Here is a 20798-nt window from a genome sequence, read left to right as displayed (position 1 = left end):
CCAGGCCAGGGCTCCCGCGCAAGGGCCGCCAGCATTCCCATGTACGGGCGCTGGGAGCGTCCCCCTGCCCGCTGCGCGCAGCGATGCGAGAGCGAGGGGGAAGCGGCGCAGCCGCTCAGGGGGATGCTCATAATGCAGCCATGACACGCCCCAGCCAGCAACTGCACCCGCAGCGCGAACCCGTTCGCCCCCTCTCCGCCGCCACCGTCCTGCTGCTGCGCGACGCACCGCCCGAGAGCGGGCCCCCCGGCCTGCAGGTGCTGATGACGCGGCGCTCGACCCAAGCCAGCTTTGCGCCTGGCGCCTATGTGTTCCCAGGCGGAGGCATCGACGCACTGGACGCCGACCCCGCCACGCACGCCGCTGCAGCGCGCCGCCCCAGCCAGAGCGACGAACACCTCACCCAAGCCATTGCCGCCATCCGCGAGAGTTTCGAGGAGCTGGGCGTGCTGCTGGCGCGCCACGCCGATGGCCGCATGGCGGGCGCCAACGACATTGCCGCGCTGAACCGCCACGCGCCCTTTGCCGCCCAGTGCCAGGCCCGGGGCCTGCAGCTGGCGGCCGACAGCGTGTTTGTGCTGGCACGCTGGACCGCCGACCGCGACCTGCCCAAGCGCTTTGACGTGCCTTTTCTGGTGGCGCGCATGCCCGAAGGCCAGACCCCGATCGCCGATGAAACCGAGCAGTTCGAGCCCGTGTGGGTGCGCCCGCAAGAGGCGCTGGAGCGGCACGAGGCCGGCCAGTTCTTCATGATTTTCCCGACCATCCGCACGCTGCAGCGCCTGGCACGCTTCGACAGCGCCCAGGCCGTGCTGACCGCCTGCGCGGGCGAGGCGCCGTTGTGGACGAGTTGCCCGCGCGCGGGCCTGCTGGCCGGCAAAGAGGCACGCTACATGGAAGACGAAATGCCGTTTGGCGAGTTGGCCCTGGTTTGCCCCGACGGGCAGATCGTGCACCCGCTGGACTGGCAGAGCGAGCGCCCCGTACAGCTTTTGAAAAACCTGCAGCGCCTGACCGCACCCAACCCCGGCGTGATGACCGGCCCCGGCACCAACAGCTACCTGGTGGGCGACCCGGCCACGGGCTACATCGCCATCGACCCCGGCCCGCAGGACGCACAGCACCTCGAACGCTTGTGGCGCGCCGCGGGGGGCGACATCCGCATGATCGTCTGCACCCACTCGCACCCCGACCATTCGCCCGGCGCAGCACCGCTGCAGGCCTTGTGCGTGCAGGCCGGGCGCGCTGCACCGCCCATCCTGGGCCTGCCCTCGGCCCCCACGGCACGGGCAGCCAGCGAATTCACGCCCGAGCGTTCGCTACAAAATGGAGAGCTACTCACGCTTACTGGACAAGCGCTAGATGGCAAAATTACCCATACCCTACAGGTAGTGCACACGCCCGGCCATGCCGCCAACCACCTGTGCCTGCTGTTGGTCGAAGATGCCCTGCTGTTCAGCGGCGACCACATCCTCAACGGCAGCACCACCGTGGTCGACCCGCCCGACGGCAACATGGCCGACTACCTGGATTCGCTCAATGCGCTCGATGCGCTGTGTGCGCAGCACGGGGTCGAATTCATTTTGCCCGCGCACGGTTACGTGCTGGGCTTTGCCCGCCAGGCCATTGCCCAGCTCAAGGCGCACCGACTGGCACGCGAGGCCAAGGTCATCGCCGCCATGCAGGCCCTGCCGGACGGCAGTGTGGAGGACTGGGTGGCGCATGCCTACGCCGACGTGCCGCAGCGCATCTGGCCCGTGGCCCAGCGCTCGCTGATCGCCCATGTGGAACGCATCCGCGCTCTGGGCCCTGGGAATGATTAACCCCCCCCTGCGCCGCTGCGCGTCTTCCCCCAGGGGGACGCCACCCGTGCGGCGGGGCGGTCCTTGCACGGCGGCCCACGCCGCAAGCGTGCCAGTTTCATAGGCAGCGAGCGACATACCAAACAATATGACTGAAACACAACGACTGGCCAAGCGCCTGGCCGCCGAACACAGCCTCTCGCGCAGCACCGCCGAGCAGTACATCGAAGGCGGTTTCGTCAGCGTCGATGGCAAAACCGTCGAAATACCCGGCGCCCGCGTGGCGCCACACCAGCGCGTACTGCTGACACCGGGCGCCAGCCTGTTCGACCTGGTTCCCGTCACCCTGCTGCTGCACAAGCCACCGGGCTTTGAAGCCGGCTTGGGCATGGAAGCGGGCCACGCCGCCCACAGCAGCCGCAGCCAGGGCGCGCCCGCAGCCCTTGGCCTGCTGAACGCCGCATCGCACATGCCCGAGGATGCCTCCGACATCCAGGTGCTGCTGCGCCACTTCAAACAGCTCGAATGCTTTACGCCCCTGCCCACACCCGCCAGCGGCCTGGTGGTGTACACGCAGGACAAGCGCATTGCGCGCAAGCTGCAGGAGGACATCGAGTCGCTGGAGCAGGAGTGCATTGTGGAAGTGGCGGGCCAGATCGCCGAGAACGGCCTCAAGCGCCTGTGCCACGGCCTCACATTCAACGGCCGGCCGCTGCCGCCCATCAAGGTGAGCTGGCAGAACGAGACCAAGCTGCGCTTTGCGCTGCAGGGCATCCGCCCCGGGCAGATCCCGGCCATGTGCGAGGCCGTGGGCCTGCGCGTGATGGCGATCAAGCGCATCCGCATCGGCCGCGTGCCCCTGGCCAAGGTGCCCGAGGGCCAGTGGCGTTATCTGCAGCCTTGGGAAAAATTCTGACACCCCCCTGTGGCGCTGCGCGCCTTCCCCCCTCTCTCGGCTTCGCCGGGAGGGGGGACGCCCCCAGCGCGGCGGGGCGGCCCTTGCGCGGGGGCCGCTGGCCTGGGCCGCGCCGGGTTCATGCGTTGCGGGCGATGCGCGGTGCCTTGGGTCACAGACATCAAAAACCATAGCTGCCTGCGCAGAATGTATGCGCCGCGAAGGCACTTTTGACTTAAAAACCTGCCCTCCACTGCTACACTGCGCGGCCACCCTGGAGGGAGACCATGGACCAACGCAACAGCAGCAGCGCCCCGGCGAACACCATCGACACGCATCCCCTGGAATTCACCGGCAGCGGCGGCGAATATTTCCGCGTCTGGATCGTCAACGTGCTGCTCAGCGTCATCACCCTGGGCTTTTACACGCCCTGGGCGCGGCGGCGCACGGCGCAGTATTTCTACAGCCACACGCAGGTCGCCGACAGCCCGCTAGAGTTCACCGCCCCCCAGGGCAAGATGGTCAAGGGTTTTGTACTGCTGGTACTGATCACGCTGGCCTACAACATCGCGGCCAACACCGGGCAGGACACGGCCGTGGCCCTGTTCTTGCTGGCCGGTGCCGCGCTGGCACCCTTCATCTGGGCCAGCGCCATGCGCTTTCGCCTGGGCGCCACGCGCTGGCGCGGCCTGCGCCTGCAGTTCACCGCGAGCTGGAAAGAGGTCTACATTGCCAGCTGGCCGGTGTTTGCGCTGGCGCTGGTGTGGTTTGGCGTTTTCTTTGGCCTGCAGATGCTGTCCCCCGAACTCTCGGACGTGCTGCAAGCGGCCGAAGAAGAAATCCGCAAGCCGCGCATGCCCGCGTTCACACCGGCCATGGGCGGCCTGCTGGTGCTGGGACTGGTGCTCACGGTGCTGTGTTTCATCCGCCTCGAATACAACTACAAAAGCCTGCTGGTGCGGCGTGCGCATCTGGGCGCCGAACCGGGCCGCTGGAAACCCGTGTACATGGATTTCGTGAAAGTCTGGCTGGCCACCGTGGCGGTGTTCATCGTGTGCGTGGTCCTCATCTCCGTGCTCGTCAGCGTGCTGGCGGGCGGCTCGCTCGCCCTGGCGGCGGCGGCCAGCAAGCAGCTGGGGCTGTGGATGTTCGTGATCCTGATGGTGGCCATCGTGGCGGGCGTCTTCTTGCTGTTCCTTGCATCGGCCCCAGCCCGCGCCTACCGCGAGGCCCGCATGTTCCAGCTGATGTGGAACAACATCGGCGTGGGCCAGATCGCGCGTTTCAAGTGCGATTTGCGCAGTACGGGCTATGTGTGGCTGCGCCTCAAGAACATGCTGCTCACCCTGTGCACGCTGGGCCTGTACCGGCCCTTTGCGCGGGTGAGTGAATACCGCATGAAGGTGGAATCCGTGACAGCGCATGTCAAGGGCGGCGTGGAGCAGGTGGCGGGCCGCATGGTGCGCCAGCAGCAGGGCGGCCTGGGCGATGCGCTGGCCGATGCGGCAGGCCTCGATCTGATTGGGTGATGGGGAACACCCCCCTGCGGCGCCTTCCCCCCGCTCTCGAATCGCTGCGCGATTCGGGCAGGGGGACGCTCCCAGCGCCCGTACATGGGAATGCTGGCGGCCCTTGCGCGAGAGCCCTGGCATGGCGCCGCGCTAGCTTTGGCAGTCGGCGCACTGGCTTTGTGGAGGAGACAACCCGGTGAACACCTCTCCAGAATCCACCAGCGCGCCTGGCGATCTGCTGCCGGGGCGCTGGTTTGATGGGCGCAGCAGCAAGGCCCGGCCCGTGGTGGTGGGCCTGCAGCCCACGCCCCAAGGTCCCTCGCTGGTGCTGCACCCGCTGTCGCCGCCGGGCGCGGCGCCCGTGGTGTTTACCAGCACACAGGTCGACTGGCCCGAAGCCTGGAACGAACGCCGCCCGCCCCTGCGCGTGGTGGTGGACCTGCGCGATCACGGCAGTGTGGAGATCGACGCCGTGGCCCAGTGGCGTGCCGCCCTGGCCGCCGCGGGCAACCGCCCCGGCATTGCCCAGCGCATGCAGACCCGCTGGCCCGCGCTGCTGGGCGTGGCACTCGCCGCCGTGGTCGGCCTCGCCCTGTTCTACCGCTATGGCACGCCCTGGGCAGCCACGCAGCTCACGCGCTTTGTACCGCTGTCATGGGAAACCAGCGTGGCCCAAAGCGCGCTACAGCAAATGGACGACGGCACGCTCAAGCCCAGCACGTTGCCCCGTGCGCGGCAAGACGCACTCAAGGCACGGTTGGATGCGCTGGTGCGGCAAACACCCGCTTCGCTGCACCGTTACCACGGCTACCGGCCGCCGCTGTCGCTGGAATTTCGCGCGGGCATGGGGGCCAACGCCTTTGCCCTGCCCGGCGGCAAGATCGTGATGACCGATGGCATCGTCAAAGCCGCCGCCGACAAGGGCCTGCCCGACGATGCCCTGGTGGGCGTGCTGGCCCACGAAATCGGCCATGTGGTGCACCGCCACACCACGCGCATGGTGGTGGAGCAGGGCGTGCTGCAAATGGGCCTGGGGCTGGCGCTGGGCGATGTGTCGACCATGGTGTCCACGGGCAGCGCACTGCTCACGGGGCTGCACTACCGCCGCAGCCACGAGCGCGAGGCCGACTGCTACGCCATCGGCCTGATGCGCCACGCCGCCCTGCCCACGGCACCCATGGGCCAGTTGCTGCTGGCCATGGCGCATGAGGAAGAAGCCCAAGCGAAGAAATCAGACGCCCCCGCATCGGCGGCGGACAAAGGCAAGGCCCGTGCGGACGCAAAGGCGCACCCGGTCTGGTCGCTGCTGAGCAGCCACCCGGACACCATCCAACGCGCCACCGAACTGCAGCAGGGCCAAGCACCGCACTGCCCGCAAATGTATTGAAAAAGATAGCTACCAGCGCTTACTGCATAAGCGTTGGAGCCATTTTTTGCGTGTAAAGTGTGAAGCATGCCGATAAGCCGGATTCTGTGCACTGCGGTTGCCCGCAATGTGACCGCCATTACTCTGGGCCGGGTGTCGCCACCACGGCTCGATGCTACCTACCCGCCAACTCTGCGGAACCACATCAACGTTGGCCTACTTGGCATTGCTGCGCGTAGAGATTGCCCGTTTCACCCAAGTCGCGTTCCGCGCCTTGGGTGGCTATGGGGCTTCAGGCTTGCGCCTGAGCGTCTGGCTTGCGCCAGCCGGTGCCAGCTTGCGCTGGCCCCCCATAGAACACCCTTGGTGGCTGAAAACGACCTGACTCGTCTCTGTTGCTCTGATCCTCACCTCACGGTGGGCAGCCGTTAGCTGCTACGCTGTCCTGTGCAGTCCGGACGTTCCTCCAGTGCCTGGTTTCCCAGATTGCACCAGCGGCGGTCTGGCGTGCTTCACGGGGCCGATTATCGCTGACCCCAAGCCTTCATTCACTCCATGCCCCTCACGACAGCACCATGACCACGCCCTCCCCCACCCATTTCGACGCCGCCGCCCGCGATTGGGATCAGCGCCCCCTGTCGCAGCAACTGGCCGCCGTGCCCGAGCGCCTGCTGGCGCAACTGCCCTTACGGGCCAGCGACCATGTGCTCGATTTCGGGGCGGGCACGGGGCTCCTGTCCACCCCCATTGCGCCCAAAGTGGCGCAGGTGACGGCGCTGGACATGTCGGCCGCCATGCTGCAGGTGCTGGATGAAAAGGGTTTTGCCAACATCACCCCGCTGCAGCAGGACATCTTTGCGGGCCTGCCAGGGCAATACCACGCTGTCGTGAGCTGCATGGCCCTGCACCACGTGGCAGACACTGCGGCACTGCTGCGCGCATTTGCCGCCGCCTTGCACAGCGGCGGGCGCATTGCACTGGTGGACCTGTACCAGGAGGACGGCAGCTTTCACGGCGACAACCAGGCCAAGGGCGTGCAGCATTTCGGTTTTGCACCCGAGGCCTTGCAGGCGCTGGCCGAGCAGGCCGGGTTGATGGACATCGCGTTCAGCGAAATCCTGCGGCTGCAGCACAGCAATGGTCGGGGCTATCCGCTGTTCCTGATGACCGGGCGCAAGCCTTAATCGCACCGCGCGCATGTCGGGCACAAAAATCACCAGCCGCAGCCAAAAAACCGGCGCAGCAGGGGCACCGCCCGACCGGGTATATCCATATGGCGAAACGGGCAGAACAAGTGGGACAGAATGAACCCCACTGTTTTCACCTCGTTTCAGGAGACGCCATGAAAGTCGACAACATTCTGCAAACCATTGGCAATACGCCGCATGTGCGCATCAACCGCATCTTCGGGCCGGATGCAAAGGTCTGGATCAAGTCCGAGCGCAGCAACCCCGGTGGCTCGATCAAGGACCGCATCGCCCTGTCCATGGTGGAGGACGCTGAAAAATCGGGCGCCTTGAAGCCCGGCGGCACCATCATCGAGCCCACCTCGGGCAACACCGGCATCGGCCTGGCGCTCGTCGCGGCCGTCAAAGGCTACAAGCTGATTCTGGTGATGCCCGACAGCATGAGCATCGAGCGCCGCCGCCTGATGCTGGCCTACGGCGCCAGCTTTGACCTGACGCCCAAAGAAAAGGGCATGAAGGGCGCCATCGCCCGCGCCGAGGAGCTGAAGGCCCAGACACCTGGCAGCTGGATTCCCCAGCAGTTCGAAAACCCGGCCAACATCGACGCGCACGTGCGTACCACGGCGCAGGAAATTCTGGCCGACTTCCAGGGCGGACTGGATGCACTCATCACCGGCGTGGGCACAGGCGGGCACCTGACCGGTGTGGCGCGCGTGCTCAAGGCCCAATTTCCGCGGCTTTTGGTGTTTGCCGTGGAGCCCACGCTCTCGCCCGTGATCTCCGGTGGCCAGCCCGGGCCACACCCGCTGCAGGGCCTGGGCGCTGGATTTATCCCGAAGAACCTCGACGTCAGCCTGCTCGACGGCGTCATCCAGGTGGACGCTGAACCGGCCCGCGAATACGCCCGCCGCAGCGCCCGCGAGGAAGGCATGCTGGTCGGTATCTCGTCCGGTGCGACGCTGGCCGCCATCGCCCAAAAACTCCCCGAACTGCCTGCAGGCAGCCGCGTGCTGGGTTTCAACTACGACACGGGCGAGCGCTACCTGTCGGTTGAAGGCTTTCTGCCATCTTGATGAAAATGGGCTCCAGCGCTTATGGATAAAGCGCTGGAAGCTATTGTTTGAATAGCAATCGGTGCAAAATCACACCAGCCCGTAAAATCCAGGCGTTTCCATTGCCCTGCCCGATCACCACGGGCCTGCAAACCCATGATCCGCCTCTCCGAAATCCGGCTGCCGCTGTCCGCGCTGGCCTCCTGCCCCGACACCCACCCGCAGGCCGCGCTGCACACCCATGCCGCCCAGGCGCTGGGGTTGGCCGATGCCGACATTGCTGCACTGCAGGTCTTCAAGCGCAGTTTCGACGCACGCAAGGCGGCGCTGCTGGCGGTGTACATCGTAGACATCACCCTCGCCAACACGGCCAGCGAAGCGGCTCTACTGGCCCGGCACGCGGACAACCCACACATCCAGCCCACGCCCGACATGGCCTGGGTACCGGTGGGTCGTGCACCAAACCCGCTGGCCGAGCGCCCCGTCGTCGTCGGCTTTGGCCCCTGTGGCATTTTTGCGGCGCTGGTGCTGGCGCAGATGGGTTTTCGGCCCATCGTGCTCGAGCGTGGCAAGTGCGTGCGCGAACGCACCAAGGACACCTGGGGCCTGTGGCGCAAGCGCGTGCTGCATGCCGAGAGCAATGTGCAGTTTGGTGAAGGTGGCGCCGGAACGTTCAGCGACGGCAAGCTCTACAGCCAGATCAAAGACCCGCGCCACCTGGGGCGCAAGGTGATGCACGAGTTCGTCAAGGCCGGAGCGCCTGAAGAAATTCTGTATGCGGCGCACCCGCACATTGGCACCTTCAAGCTGGTGAAGGTGGTGGAAAGCCTGCGCGAGCAGATCATCGCGCTGGGCGGCGAGGTGCGGTTCGAGCAGCGCGTGACCGATGTGGTGATAGAGCACGACGCCCAGGGCCAGCGCCATTTGCGCGGCCTGAAGGTGCTCAACCAGGCCACGGGTGAGACCACCGAGCTGGCAGCGTCCCATGTGGTGATGGCGCTGGGCCACAGCGCCCGCGACACCTTTGCCATGCTGTACGAGCACGGCGTGCACATGCAGGCCAAGCCCTTCTCCATCGGTTTTCGCATCGAGCACCCGCAAGGCGTGATCGACCGCGCGCGCTGGGGCCGCCACGCGGGCCACCCCCTGCTGGGCGCGGCCGACTACAAGCTGGTGCACCACGCCCACAATGGCCGCACAGCCTACAGTTTCTGCATGTGCCCGGGGGGCACCGTGGTGGCCGCCACGTCGGAGCCCGGCCGCGTCGTGACCAACGGCATGAGCCAGTATTCGCGCAATGAGCGCAACGCCAACGCCGGCATGGTGGTGGGCATCGACCCGCAGGACTACCCCACCGATCCGGCCGCATTCGAGGCCACACTGGGCGCCACGCACGGAGCAGAAGCCCTTGGCGCAGGCCAGTACCACCCGCTGGCCGGTATCGTGCTGCAGCGCCAGCTGGAATCCAACGCCTACGTGCTGGGCGGCAGCGACTACAGCGCGCCGGGCCAATTGGTAGGCGACTTTATTGCGGGCAAGCCCTCGCGCCAATGGGGCGGCGTGGAGCCTTCGTACCAGCCCGGCGTGCTGCTGGGCGACCTGCACACCGCCCTGCCCGGCTACGCCATCGAGGCCTTGCGCGAGGCGTTGCCGGTATTCGGCCGCAAGATCAAGGGTTTTGACATGCACGACGCCGTACTCACCGGCGTGGAGACGCGCACCTCGTCGCCGCTCAAGATGGGACGGGGCGAGAACCTGCAAAGCCTCAATACCGCGGGCCTGTACCCCGCAGGCGAGGGGGCCAGCTACGCCGGCGGCATCCTCTCGGCCGGTGTGGACGGTATCAAAGTGGGCGAGGCTGTGGTGCGCAGTCTGCTGGGCGCGGCGACTCCAAACCACGGCACATCCTGAGCGTCATTCTGTTTCTAAATCATTCGTATCCAGGCGCGAAGCCGCAGACGGTGCTGAAGCACGGCAAGGCGAAGCAACAACGACACGGATGGTTGAGCAATGGAATAACCCCGCTGTGCAAACGCGCAGCGCGGCGCTACAGTGCAGCAAGACGGCACCACCGTATCGGTGCATCTACCCCACCCATGCGCCTATTGCGTTCGCTGACAGCCCTGCCCCTCTGCGCGTGCCTGCTTGGAGGCTGCGCTGCCCCGGACGATCCCTCCCGGCCGCGGGTGACCACCAACAGCCTGGGCATGGAATTTGTGCTGCTCCCCGCAGGCGACTTCCTGATGGGCAGCGACGAGGGGCCCGAGCGCCTGGCACACGACTACCCACGGTACGAGCGCAGGCGCCTGACTGCGCTGGGCGATGAGGCGCCGGTGCACCGGGTCCGCATCACGCAGCCCTTTTTCATGGGCCGGCACGAAGTCACGGTGGGGCAGTTCCGCCAGTTCGTCGAAGCCTCGGGCTACACGCCCGAATCCATGGCCGATGGCACTGGCGGCTATGGTTACAACGCCGCCTACAACCCGGCCACTACCCAGCGCGGCGACGCCTTCGAGGGGCGCGACCCAAAATACTCATGGCAGAACCCCGGCTTTGCCCAAGGCGACCGCCACCCGGTGGCCAACGTGACCTGGAACGACGCCGTGGCGCTGGCCGCATGGCTGAGCCAGCGAGAGAACGCGGTGTACCGACTGCCGACCGAAGCCGAATGGGAATACGCCTGCCGCGCGGGATCGCGCACACGCTACCCTGGCAGCGATGCGCCCGAGGCCTTGCTGGGCATTGCCAACACCTTCGACGCCGATGCCGCCACCTTCTGGCCCCGTTGGCAGGCCTATGCCCTAGCGGGCCACGATGGCCATGCCTTCACCGCGCCGGTCGGAAGCTATCCGGCCAACGCCTTCGGACTGCATGACATGCTGGGCAATTTGTGGGAGTGGACGGCCGACTGGCACAGCGACACCTACTACGCGCAATCACCCCTGGACGACCCACAGGGCCCGCAAAACGGCGAGGTGCGCGTGCGCCGTGGTGGCTCCTGGCACACCTGGTCGCTGTATGCGCGCTGCAGCTTTCGCAACTGGAACTCGCCGCAAACGCGCTACACCCTGGTGGGCATCCGGCTGGTGCGCGAGGCGCCACCTGCACGGCCCTGAACACGCGCCGCCCATGGCGGCGCTTGCGCCATCAGCCCTTTTGCGCGTTCTGCAGCGCGGCGATGCGCTCTTCAATCGGCGGGTGCGTGCTGAACAGCTTGCCGATGCCACCAGCGATGCCCATGGCCGCCATGCTCTTGGGCAGCTCGGCCGGGTGCACACCGCCCAGGCGGGCCAGAGCGTTGATCATGGGCTGGCGGCGGCCCATGAGCTGGGCGGCGCCGGCATCGGCGCGGAATTCGCGCTGGCGCGAGAACCAGGCGACGATGATGGCGGCCACAAAGCCCAGCACGATATCGAGCACCACGGTGGTGACCATGTAGCCGATGCCGGGGCCCGAGCGGTTTTCGTTGTTCTTGTTCAGGAAGCTGTCCACGGCATAGCCGATCACGCGCGAGAGGAAGACGACGAAGGTGTTCATCACGCCCTGGATCAGCGTCATGGTGACCATGTCGCCGTTGGCGATGTGCGCCACCTCATGGCCGATCACGGCCTCGACCTCCTCGCGCGTCATGCTTTGCAGCAGGCCGGTGGAGACGGCCACCAGGGCCGAGTTCTTGAAGGCGCCCGTGGCGAAGGCATTGGGGTCGCCCTCGAAGATGCCGACCTCGGGCATGCCGATGCCGGCCTTGTCGGCAAACTTGCGCACGGTCTCGACGATCCAGGCCTCGTCCACCGAGCGCGTGCCGTCGATGATCTGCACGCCCGCGCTCCACTTGGCCATGGGCTTGCTGATCAGCAGCGAAATGATGGCGCCGCCAAAGCCCATGACCAAGGCAAAACCTAGCAAGGCCCCCAGGTTCAGGCCGTTGGCGGTGAGGTAGCGGTTGACGCCGAGCAGACTGGACACGATGCCGAGCACGGCCACGACAGCGATGTTGGTCAGCAGGAACAGAAAGATTCGTTTCATGGTGCTTGCACAAGCGTGCAGGTTTATCAAGGTTTCAAAAGGTGGGGACGACCGTGCGTGGCTTCAAGCCGGGTGGGCTGCTGCGCGGCGAAAAACCGAAAGATCATCATAAAAGGAAACCGCGTCGTTCCCATGGCACCAGCCCGGTACCCCCATGAGAGGCAAAGGAACAAAAGGTTTCTGCACCCAAATACCCGGCTGCAGCTCCGCAGCCAGCCAGGCATCCGTTTGCGCTATTGTTTCAATAGCGATAGGCGCTTGATAGACATGCGCTGTGATGCCTTTACGGGGCACGACCAGTTTTTCCATCAGCGCATGGCCGACGAGCAACAGCCGCGCCTGCGCCCACAGCGGCCGCAGGTCAATGAAGAGGCGGCGCCAGTCGCGCGCACGCAGCGCCTGCCACAGCGGCGCGGGGGCATCGAGCACGGCGCCGTTTTCATCAAACAGCGTGAGCGCATCGCGCAGCGGCCCGCGCACCGCCCCCACGCCCTGGGCAGCGATGGCCTGGGCCTGCAGCTGGTTCATGCGCCGCTTGGCCTGCGGCAGGTGCAGCCAGACCAGACCGTTGAAAAAATCGTGCAGGTTGTCGCGCGTGGGAACCTGGCCGGTGGTGAAAATGAACTGCTCGTAGGCCGAGCCCGGCGGCAAGGCTGTCTGCGGCACAAAGCGGACGGGTGTGGCGGCATGGCTGTCCAATGCCTGCGCCACGCTGGCACCGGCCTTTAAGTGCTGCGCCAGCGGCTCGCCCACCGCACGCCACGAGGCCAGCCAGGGGGCGCTCCAATCGATCGCAGCGAAATCTAGACCAGCCGCCACGGCAGCGCTTCACCCGCGCGCAGAGGCTTGAGCTCGGCCTCGCCAAAGGCAAAGCTGTCGGGCGGTGTCCAGCTTTCGCGGCGCAGGGTGATGGTGCCCTGGTTGCGCGGCAGGCCGTAGAAGGCGGGGCCGTGAAAGCTGGCGAAGCCCTCGAGCTGGTCCAAGGCACCCGCGCTGTCGAAGACCTCGGCGTACATCTCCATGGCGGCGTGCGCGGTGTAGCAACCGGCGCAGCCCGTGGCGTGCTCCTTCAGATGTGCAGGATGGGGGGCGCTGTCGGTGCCCAGAAAGTACCGGTCTGATCCGCTGGTAGCCGCCTGCACCAGGGCCTGGCGGTGCTGCTCGCGCTTGAGCACGGGCAGGCAGTAGTAGTGCGGGCGAATGCCCCCCGTAAAGAGGGCGTTGCGGTTGTAAAGCAGGTGGTGCACGGTGATGGTGGCAGCCGTATAGGGGCCCGCCTCCTGCACGTACTGCGCGGCTTCCTTCGTGGTGATGTGCTCGAAGACGATTTTCAGCTCGGGGAAGTCGCGGCGCAGCGGGATGAGTTGCTGCTCGATGAACACGGCTTCACGGTCGAACAGATCAATGTCGGGGCTGGTCACTTCGCCGTGCACCAGCAGCAGCAGGCCCGCCTTCTGCATGGCCTCCAGGGTCTTGTAGGTCTTGCGCAGGTCGGTCACGCCCGCATCGCTGTTGGTGGTGGCGCCCGCAGGGTAGAGCTTGGCGGCGACCACACCGGCTTCCCTGGCACGCGCAATTTCATCGGGCGGCAGGTTGTCGGTGAGGTAGAGCGTCATCAGCGGCTCGAAAGCGACGCCTTCGGGCACGGCGGCCAGGATGCGCTGCTTGTAATCACACGCCTGCTGGGCCGTGGTCACGGGCGGGCGCAGGTTGGGCATGATGATGGCCCGGCCAAACTGGGCGGCCGTGTGCGGCACGACGGTGTGCAGGGCCTCGCCGTCGCGCACGTGCAGGTGCCAGTCGTCGGGGCGGGTGATGGTGAGGGTGTCTTGGGCGGCGGTCATGGCTGCCATTGTCCCATCACTCCCCCGCCCTGGCGCCTGGCGGACCCGCCAGGCTTCACCCGGGGGCGGGCTTATTCGGGGTCGAATCCGGCCAGATCCAGGGCCTCGCGCAACGAATCGAGCGCGTCGCGCACCAGGAAGGTTTCCGCATCATCGCGGGAACACGCCCGGATGGCCTCATGGCTGATCTGCTTGACGAACTGCGCCAGTGCCTGGGCATTCTCGGACGTGAGTTCGGCGGTGATGACCACGGGTTGTTTCATATTCAGCTTCTCGTTCAGACCATGTTGGTCACGCCGGGGGATTCCAGTGCCCTGCATCTTACCGGCGCCACCGCAAGCCAGCGCCTGGATGCAAACGCAAAAACGGCACCCGAAGGTGCCGCTGGTTCGGTAACCGTTTGCACTCAGTGCTGCAGGATCTTGTTCAGGAAGTCCTTGGTGCGCGGCTTGCGGGCGTCGGGGTTATTGAAGAACTCTTCCCTGGAGCAGTCTTCGAGGATTTTTCCGCCCACATCCATGAAGATCACGCGGTGGCTCACTTTGCGGGCAAAACCCATTTCGTGGGTCACACACATCATGGTCATGCCTTCGTTGGCGAGGCCTACCATCACATCCAGCACTTCGCCGACCATTTCGGGGTCGAGTGCCGAGGTGGGTTCGTCGAACAGCATGACGATGGGGTCCATGGACAGCGCACGCGCAATGGCTACGCGCTGCTGCTGGCCGCCCGAGAGCTGACCAGGAAACTTGTCCTTGTGGCCCGTTAAACCCACGCGCTCCAGCATCTTCAGGCCGCGCTTCTTGGCGTCGTCTGCGCTGCGGCCCAGCACCTTGATCTGTGCGATGGTGAGGTTCTCCGTCACCGACAGGTGCGGAAACAGCTCAAAGTGCTGGAACACCATGCCCACACGCGAGCGCAGCTTGGGCAGGTCGGTCTTAGGGTCGTGCAGCGGGATGCCATCGACCGTGATCTCGCCCTTCTGAAAGGGTTCGAGTGCGTTGATGGTCTTGATCAGCGTGGATTTGCCCGAGCCCGATGGGCCGCACACCACCACCACTTCGCCCTTACTGATGGAGGCCGTGCATTCGTTGAGCACCCGTACCGGGCCATACCACTTGGATACGTTCTTGAGTTCGATCATTTCTTGTTCCTCAATCCAATCTCTTTTGCCCGCTTCAGCGGATGATGGCGATCTTCTGGTGCAGGCGCTTGACCGTCCAGGAAAGGGCGTAGCACATCACAAAGTACAGCACCGCCGCGGCCAGGTAGGCCTCGATGGGGCGTCCAAAGTTCTTACCGGCTACCTCGAAGCCCTTGAGCATGTCGTAGGCGCCGATGGCGTAGACCAACGAGGTGTCCTGGAACAGGATGATGGTCTGCGTGAGCAGCACCGGCAGCATGTTGCGAAACGCCTGCGGCAACACGACGAGCTTCATGTTCTGGCCGTAGGTCATACCCAGCGCCTGGCCCGCGTACACCTGGCCCCGCGGGATGGACTGGATACCGGCGCGCATGATTTCACTGAAGTACGCGGCCTCGAAGGCAATGAAGGTAATCACTGCCGACACCTCGGCGCCAATGGGCCGACCGATGATGGCGGGCACCAGCAGGAAAAACCAAAGAATCACCATCACCAGCGGAATGCTGCGCATGCCATTGACGTAGATGGTGGCCGGCATATCCAGCCACTTCTTGCCCGAAAGCCGCATGAGCGCCAGCAAGGTGCCGAAGAACACACCGCCGATGGTGGCCACCACCGTGAGCATGAGGCTGAAATACAACCCCTTGAGCACGAAGTTGGAAATCAGGTCCCAGTTGTAGAAGGAAAAATCCAGTTGCATATCAGTGACCTCCCCCGCTCGCGGCGACCATGCCCGGAACCCGTGCACGCTTTTCGACGAACGCCATGATGCGGTTGATGGCAAACGCCGAGATCACGTAGAGCGCCGTCACGGCCAGATAGACCTCGATGCCGCGCGAGGTTTCTTCTTGTGCCTGCATGGCGAACATCGTCAGCTCGGCCACCGACACGGCAAACGCCACAGACGAGTTCTTGAAAATATTCATGGTCTCGCTGGTCAGCGGCGGGATGATGATGCGCAACGCCATCGGCAGCAGCACATAGCGGTAGGTCTGAAACGTGGTGAAACCCATGGCCAGCCCGGCGTAGCGCTGGCCGCGTGGCAGCGCCTGGATACCTGCACGCACCTGCTCGGCAATCCGCGCCGAGGTAAAGAAACCCAGCGCAAAAACGACCAGCACAAAACCCGGTACGCCCTGCAGCACCGGGAAGAAAGTGGGCAGCACGTGGTACCAAAGAAAAATCTGCACCAGCAGCGGGATGTTGCGGAACAGCTCGACCCAGGCATTGCACAACCCCACTACCACGCGGCGCCCCTCCAGAGTGCGCAGCGTGCCAATGACCGCGCCCAGCACCAGCGCCAGCGCCAGCGCCAGCAGCGATACGGACACTGTCCAGCCCCAGGCCGACAACAACCAGTCCAGATAGGTGATGTCGCCGCCCTTGCCAAAGCAGCCTGGCACCGCCTGGCGATCCAAGGTGTCTTCGCAGAACACCTGCCAATCCCAGCTCATAGGATTCCTTTCATGTGACGGCCTACGCCGCGCAACAAAAAAAGCCCCCCCGAACGCATGGCTCGAAGGGGCATGGGATCGCTCCGATTACTTCTTGGCGTAGTCTTCCATGGGCTTGTCGTTCGGATTTGCCCAGGCGTTCTTGGTGGCTTCAGACAGAGGCAGGCCGATCTTGGTGTTGGTGGGCGGCACAGGCTGCATGAACCACTTGTCGTACAGCTTGGCCAGCGAACCATCAGCAATCTGGCGCTTGATGGAATCGTCTACAGCCTTCTTGAAGGCCGGGTCATCCTTGCGCAGCATGCAGGCAATGGGTTCGACCGACAGCACCTCACCCACGATCTTGAAATCGGCCGGGTTCTTGGACTTAGAAATGTTGGCGGCCAGGATGGAGCCGTCCATCACGAAGGCGTCAGCACGGCCGGTCTCCACCATCAGGAAGCTGTCAGCATGGTCCTTGCCATAGACTTCCTTGAAGTCCAGGCCACCGGCGCGTTCATTCTTGCGCAGGGTCTGCACCGAGGTGGTGCCGGTGGTGGTGGCCACGGTCTTGCCGTTCAGGTCCTTGATGGCAGCAATGCCCGAGCTGGCCTTGACCGCCATGCGCACTTCTTCCACATAGGTGGTCACGGCAAAGGCCACGTCCTTCTGGCGAGCGGCGTTGTTGGTGGTGGAGCCGCACTCCAGATCCACTGTGCCGTTGGTGACCAGCGGGATGCGGTTTTGCGAGGTCACAGGCTGGTACTTGGTTTCCAGCTTGGCCAGACCGAGCTGCTTTTGCAGGTCGGAAATGATGTGCTCAGCCATCTCGGTGTGAAAACCGACGTACTTGCCATTACCCAGCGTATAGGACAGGCCCGAGGACTCCCGCACGCCCAGTGTGATAGTGCCAGAGGATTTGATCTTGGCCAGGGTGTCATTGGCCTGTGCAAAGGCACTGCTTGCAGCCAGAACGGTGATGGCTGCAGCCAGCAAATGTTTCTTCATACTTGTCTCCTTGTGGGTAAACGGGAAAAGAGTTGATTCTAGAGAGTCGTCACCTACGCTGCACAGCGTGGCAAACCCTCACAGAATCGGGCATTGTGCAACGCCCCCGCCAAGGCGCTGCACAAAATCAAAACGGAACGAAGTCGGTGGGGTACTTCCAGAAGTCGCGCAACAGGTAGCTGATGGGGAGGTTCAGCGTTGTATTGTTGGGCGGGATAGGCTTGGCAAACCACTTGTCGTAGATGGGGTTGATTTCGCGGCTGGTGATCAGGCGGCGCATTTCCTCGTCCACCAGTTTCTTGAAATCCACGTCATCCTTGGGCAGCATGATGGCCAGGGGTTCGGTGGTCATGAATCGCCCCACCACCTTGAGAGCCTTGGGGTCGGGGCGGTTGGCGGCCAGACCATAGAGCAACACGTCGTCCATGAGAAAGGCATCGGCTTCACCCGTCTCCACCATCTCCAGGCCTCGGGCGTGGTCAGGGGTTTCCAGAATGGTGATACCCATCAGCCGCTCGCGATTGGCCTGCTCGGCCGCCTTGAGGGGCGTCGTGCCCTTGGTGGACACCATCTTCTTGCCCATCAGATCTTCCACCCGATTGATGGGGCTGGACGCCTTGACCAGCAGACGCGCGCCGGTGATGAAGTGCGGAATAGTGAATGTCACTTTCTGGCGCCGCTCGGCATTGTTGGTCGTGGAGCCGCATTCCATGTCGGCTTTGCCCTGGGCGACCATATCAACCCGATTGGCCGGAGTGACTTGCAAAAACTGCACCGGCATGTTCTTCATGCCGGTCTTGCGGCGCACCACATCGGCCAGGTGCAGACACAGGTCCACGGCATACCCGATGGGCTTGCCTGCGGCGTCCAAATACGAGAAGGGGACAGAGGACTCACGGTGGGCAATGACCAGTGCGCCCCCTGCACTCACACGCTCAAGCACCGTCGCAGCGCCTGCAGAGCCTGCAGCGCAAACTACGGCAAGGCCCCAGGCCCATCCTTTTAATGCGTTCATGTGGATTCTCTTGTTCAGCATCGACCTGGTTCAGGTCATGAAAATGGTCGGCCTCGTGCCTTGTGGACACTTCGCACCGGCACACTGTGAACGCAATTTCCGCATTCCGGCAATGAAACGGCGTCAAGGGGCGGAATAGTACGTTCCGTCCAGGAGCAATTCCAATGCCGAATATGCGCGGCGTTATGCAAATAAATTATGCGAGCGCCGCACCCGCAGGGCCACTGGCCTGCGCCTGCAGGTAGGCCCAGAGCGCCTGAGCCGTGCCTTTGGGCTCCTCCTTGCCGGTGGGCCGCTCGCGGTAGGCACGCACGTCCATCACCATCTGCAAATTTTCCATGCCGGGTGGCACTGCGCTCACCAAGCGGCGGGCGCGCAGTTCTTTCTTGACCGCGCTGTGGGGCAGAAAGGCCACTCCCTGGCCTTCCAGCGCCATGGCCTTCAGGCCTTCGGCCATGTCGGTTTCGTACACCCGGTCGAGGTGGATGGCCGTGCCCGACTGTTTGAGGATGAGCTCTGTCACCCGTCCCAGGTAGGCGCCCGGCGCGTAGCCCAGGTACGGCAGCGGCTGACCCGGTTTACCGGGCAGGCAGTACAGCGGCCGCCCCTCGGAATCGGGCTTGCTGTAGGGCGACAGCACCTCCTTGCCCAGGCTGACCATCTCGTAGTGGTTGGCATCGAGCTGAAAAGGCTGGGATTCATGGTGGTAGGTGACCAACACATCGCAGCTGCCCTCCACCAAACGCATCACGGCGTCATGCACATTGAGTGCAATGAGCCGACTCTTGAACGGGCCGAACTGGTTGTGCAAACTAGCCACCCACGCCGGAAAAAACGTGAATGCCAATGTGTGCGGCACGGCAAACTCGATCATGTCCTGGCTGGACGTGCTGTGCGCGCGCAGCATCGCACGGGTATTTTGCAGCGCCTGCAGCACCTCCAGCGACTGGTCGTACAGCGTCTTGCCCGCCGCCGTCAGGCGCGTGGGATAGGAGCTGCGGTCCACCAGATCGGCGCCCGCCCAGGCTTCCAGGGCCTGGATGCGGCGGGAGAATGCCGGTTGCGTCACATGGCGCAGTTGCGCTGACCGGCTGAAACTGCGCGTTTCAGCCAGGCTGACAAAATCTTCAAGCCACTTGGTTTCCATCGGCACATTATCCGCGCGCCCGGGCGTCCCCACAGACCCGGCATGCACACGCCGGGCCGCTGCGTACGCAGAATAATCACCGCATAATGCAACGCTACGCCTGCCTTGCGCAGGCATGCGGCCTTGCACGCCGTGCTTCAGAACCTCCCACGCGACCTGCAACCATGTCCTCCCATCACCCCGCCGCGCCCGAGCGCCCGGCTGCGCCTTCCATCCCTGTCGCCGCCCCTGCCCAAGCCCGCTTTCTGGGTCTGGAAGACTGGCTCACCGTGATCGTCATGGCAACCCTGGCCCTCATCACCTTTGCCAATGTGCTGGTGCGCTATTTCACTGATTCTTCTATTGCCTGGACCGAGGAAATTTCGGTCTTTCTGATGATCGTGCTGGCCATGGTGGGTGGCTCGGCCGCCGTCGCGCGCGACCGCCACATCCGCATTGAATACTTTGCCGAGAGCGGCTCGTTGAAACGGCGCCAGCGGCTGGCCCAGCTGGGCGCACTGATGGTGGCGCTGCTGTTTGCCACAATGGCCGTACTCAGTGTGCGCCTGGTGTGGGACGACTACCGTTTTGAAGAAACCTCACCCGGCATTGGTGTCCCACAGTGGTGGTATTCGATCTGGCTACCGGTGTTCTCCACGCTGATTGCCCTGCGTGCACTGGGCCATTTCGTACGCAGTGGTCGCAAGGCCCGTCAGGAGCCTGCGGCATGACGGCAACCTTGCTGTTCGTGGCCTTTGCGTTGCTGATGCTGGCCGGTGTGCCCATCGGCGCTGCGCTAGGCCTGGCAGGTGCCACCGCTATTGCTGTCGCCAATGCCGATTCACAGTGGTTTGGCCTGCTGGCCGTGCCGCAGAATTTTTATGCCGGTCTGGGTAAATACCCCTTGCTGGCTATTCCGATGTTTGTGCTGGTGGGGTCGATCTTCGACCGCTCGGGTGTGGCGCTGCGGCTGGTGAATCTGGCGGTGGCCGTGGTGGGGCGCGGCCCCGGCATGCTGCCGCTGGTCGCGATTGGCGTGGCCATGTTCATGGGCGGTATTTCGGGCTCCGGCCCGGCAACGGCGGCAGCCATTGGCGGGGTCATGCTGCTGGCCATGCAGCGCGCAGGCTACCCGCCGGCGTATTCGGCCAGCGTCGTTGCGGCGGCCGCATCCACCGACATCCTCATCCCCCCCTCGGTGGCCTTCATCGTCTATTCGGTGCTGGTACCAGGCGCCTCGGTACCGGCGCTGTTTGCCGCCGGTATGGTGCCAGGCATTCTGGCCGGTTTGGCGCTGGCTGTTCCCACCGTGTGGCTCGCTCGGCGCCACCGCATGGGACAGCTTGAAGCGGCCCTGCCGCGCCCTCCTTTCTGGCGCAGCCTGCGCGA

The 20798-nt window shown here is 64.6% G+C and carries 20 protein-coding genes and 1 other RNA gene; 10 read left to right on the top strand and 11 right to left on the bottom strand.

All coding sequences use genetic code 11. From position 1 onward, the window contains the following. Positions 1 to 140: 140 nt before the first annotated feature. The 4 genes from ACYVOC_RS04940 to ACYVOC_RS04925 all read left to right on the top strand — a co-directional run bounded on the left by ACYVOC_RS04940 (position 141) and on the right by ACYVOC_RS04925 (position 5595). Positions 141 to 1823 (top strand): MBL fold metallo-hydrolase, encoded by a 1683-nt coding sequence (locus ACYVOC_RS04940; RefSeq protein ID WP_461161049.1) that lies wholly within the window; start codon positions 141 to 143, stop codon positions 1821 to 1823. A 127-nt stretch (positions 1824 to 1950) separates the two neighbouring features. Next, a complete protein-coding gene (locus tag ACYVOC_RS04935; RefSeq protein WP_461161048.1) occupies positions 1951 to 2718 on the top strand; it encodes an rRNA pseudouridine synthase in 768 nt (255 codons plus the stop codon). A gap of 266 nt (positions 2719 to 2984) precedes the next feature. After that, positions 2985 to 4226 (top strand): YjgN family protein, encoded by a 1242-nt coding sequence (locus ACYVOC_RS04930; protein WP_461161047.1) that lies wholly within the window; start codon positions 2985 to 2987, stop codon positions 4224 to 4226. Between the two features lie 178 nt (positions 4227 to 4404). Beyond that, on the top strand, positions 4405 to 5595 hold the full coding sequence (locus ACYVOC_RS04925; RefSeq protein ID WP_461161046.1) for a M48 family metallopeptidase: 1191 nt from the start codon (positions 4405 to 4407) through the stop codon (positions 5593 to 5595). A gap of 57 nt (positions 5596 to 5652) precedes the next feature. On the opposite strand, the gene rnpB is transcribed toward ACYVOC_RS04925, so the two are convergent. Further along, positions 5653 to 6088, bottom strand: an RNA gene (rnpB, locus tag ACYVOC_RS04920) — RNase P RNA component class A. Positions 6089 to 6149: 61 nt separating this feature from the next. On the opposite strand from rnpB, the gene ACYVOC_RS04915 reads away from it, so the two are divergent. The 4 genes from ACYVOC_RS04915 to ACYVOC_RS04900 all read left to right on the top strand — a co-directional run bounded on the left by ACYVOC_RS04915 (position 6150) and on the right by ACYVOC_RS04900 (position 10929). Next, complete coding sequence (locus ACYVOC_RS04915) at positions 6150 to 6758, top strand: class I SAM-dependent DNA methyltransferase (RefSeq protein WP_116002751.1); 609 nt, start codon at positions 6150 to 6152, stop codon at positions 6756 to 6758. Positions 6759 to 6916: 158 nt separating this feature from the next. Beyond that, positions 6917 to 7834, top strand: coding sequence for a cysteine synthase A (gene cysK / locus ACYVOC_RS04910; protein WP_461161045.1), 918 nt, complete (start codon positions 6917 to 6919; stop codon positions 7832 to 7834). Between the two features lie 135 nt (positions 7835 to 7969). Then, positions 7970 to 9724: an NAD(P)/FAD-dependent oxidoreductase gene (locus ACYVOC_RS04905; protein WP_116002748.1), complete on the top strand. Its 1755-nt coding sequence runs from the start codon at positions 7970 to 7972 to the stop codon at positions 9722 to 9724. Positions 9725 to 9909: 185 nt separating this feature from the next. Further along, complete coding sequence (locus ACYVOC_RS04900; RefSeq protein ID WP_461161044.1) at positions 9910 to 10929, top strand: formylglycine-generating enzyme family protein; 1020 nt, start codon at positions 9910 to 9912, stop codon at positions 10927 to 10929. A gap of 31 nt (positions 10930 to 10960) precedes the next feature. On the opposite strand, the gene htpX is transcribed toward ACYVOC_RS04900, so the two are convergent. The 10 genes from htpX to ACYVOC_RS04850 all read right to left on the bottom strand — a co-directional run bounded on the left by htpX (position 10961) and on the right by ACYVOC_RS04850 (position 19430). Next, positions 10961 to 11839 carry a protease HtpX gene (gene htpX / locus ACYVOC_RS04895; RefSeq protein ID WP_461161043.1) on the bottom strand — a complete coding sequence of 293 codons (879 nt, stop codon included), beginning with the start codon at positions 11837 to 11839 and terminating at the stop codon, positions 10961 to 10963. Between the two features lie 63 nt (positions 11840 to 11902). Then, positions 11903 to 12658 carry a DUF3025 domain-containing protein gene (locus ACYVOC_RS04890; protein ID WP_461161042.1) on the bottom strand — a complete coding sequence of 252 codons (756 nt, stop codon included), beginning with the start codon at positions 12656 to 12658 and terminating at the stop codon, positions 11903 to 11905. Next, positions 12643 to 13683 carry a dihydroorotase gene (gene pyrC / locus ACYVOC_RS04885; protein ID WP_461161041.1) on the bottom strand — a complete coding sequence of 347 codons (1041 nt, stop codon included), beginning with the start codon at positions 13681 to 13683 and terminating at the stop codon, positions 12643 to 12645. The genes ACYVOC_RS04890 and pyrC overlap by 16 nt, the downstream gene beginning before the upstream one ends. A gap of 71 nt (positions 13684 to 13754) precedes the next feature. Continuing rightward, a complete protein-coding gene (locus tag ACYVOC_RS04880) occupies positions 13755 to 13946 on the bottom strand; it encodes a DUF7706 family protein (RefSeq protein WP_133243655.1) in 192 nt (63 codons plus the stop codon). A 143-nt stretch (positions 13947 to 14089) separates the two neighbouring features. Continuing rightward, positions 14090 to 14827, bottom strand: coding sequence for an amino acid ABC transporter ATP-binding protein (locus ACYVOC_RS04875; protein WP_116002736.1), 738 nt, complete (start codon positions 14825 to 14827; stop codon positions 14090 to 14092). Between the two features lie 34 nt (positions 14828 to 14861). Continuing rightward, positions 14862 to 15527, bottom strand: coding sequence for an amino acid ABC transporter permease (locus ACYVOC_RS04870; protein WP_116002734.1), 666 nt, complete (start codon positions 15525 to 15527; stop codon positions 14862 to 14864). A 1-nt stretch (position 15528) separates the two neighbouring features. Beyond that, a complete protein-coding gene (locus ACYVOC_RS04865; protein WP_116002733.1) occupies positions 15529 to 16281 on the bottom strand; it encodes an amino acid ABC transporter permease in 753 nt (250 codons plus the stop codon). Positions 16282 to 16368: 87 nt separating this feature from the next. After that, positions 16369 to 17268: an amino acid ABC transporter substrate-binding protein gene (locus ACYVOC_RS04860; protein WP_116002731.1), complete on the bottom strand. Its 900-nt coding sequence runs from the start codon at positions 17266 to 17268 to the stop codon at positions 16369 to 16371. Between the two features lie 127 nt (positions 17269 to 17395). Continuing rightward, the gene (locus ACYVOC_RS04855; RefSeq protein WP_461161040.1) at positions 17396 to 18283 is read right to left on the bottom strand and encodes an amino acid ABC transporter substrate-binding protein; all 888 of its coding nucleotides are present in this window, start codon (positions 18281 to 18283) and stop codon (positions 17396 to 17398) included. Between the two features lie 196 nt (positions 18284 to 18479). Further along, positions 18480 to 19430: a LysR family transcriptional regulator gene (locus ACYVOC_RS04850; protein ID WP_116002729.1), complete on the bottom strand. Its 951-nt coding sequence runs from the start codon at positions 19428 to 19430 to the stop codon at positions 18480 to 18482. Positions 19431 to 19594: 164 nt separating this feature from the next. Here ACYVOC_RS04850 and ACYVOC_RS04845 point away from each other — a divergent pair, with 164 nt between their 5' ends. Beyond that, positions 19595 to 20140, top strand: coding sequence for a TRAP transporter small permease (locus tag ACYVOC_RS04845; RefSeq protein ID WP_116002727.1), 546 nt, complete (start codon positions 19595 to 19597; stop codon positions 20138 to 20140). After that, on the top strand, positions 20137 to 20798 hold a 662-nt coding region (locus tag ACYVOC_RS04840; RefSeq protein ID WP_461161039.1), incomplete at its 3' end, for a TRAP transporter large permease subunit. The genes ACYVOC_RS04845 and ACYVOC_RS04840, both read left to right, overlap by 4 nt.

Source organism: Simplicispira piscis (assembly GCF_054783455.1).
The sequence above is the reverse complement of the archived record's forward strand: the minus strand, read 5'-3'. Positions and strand labels throughout refer to the sequence as shown.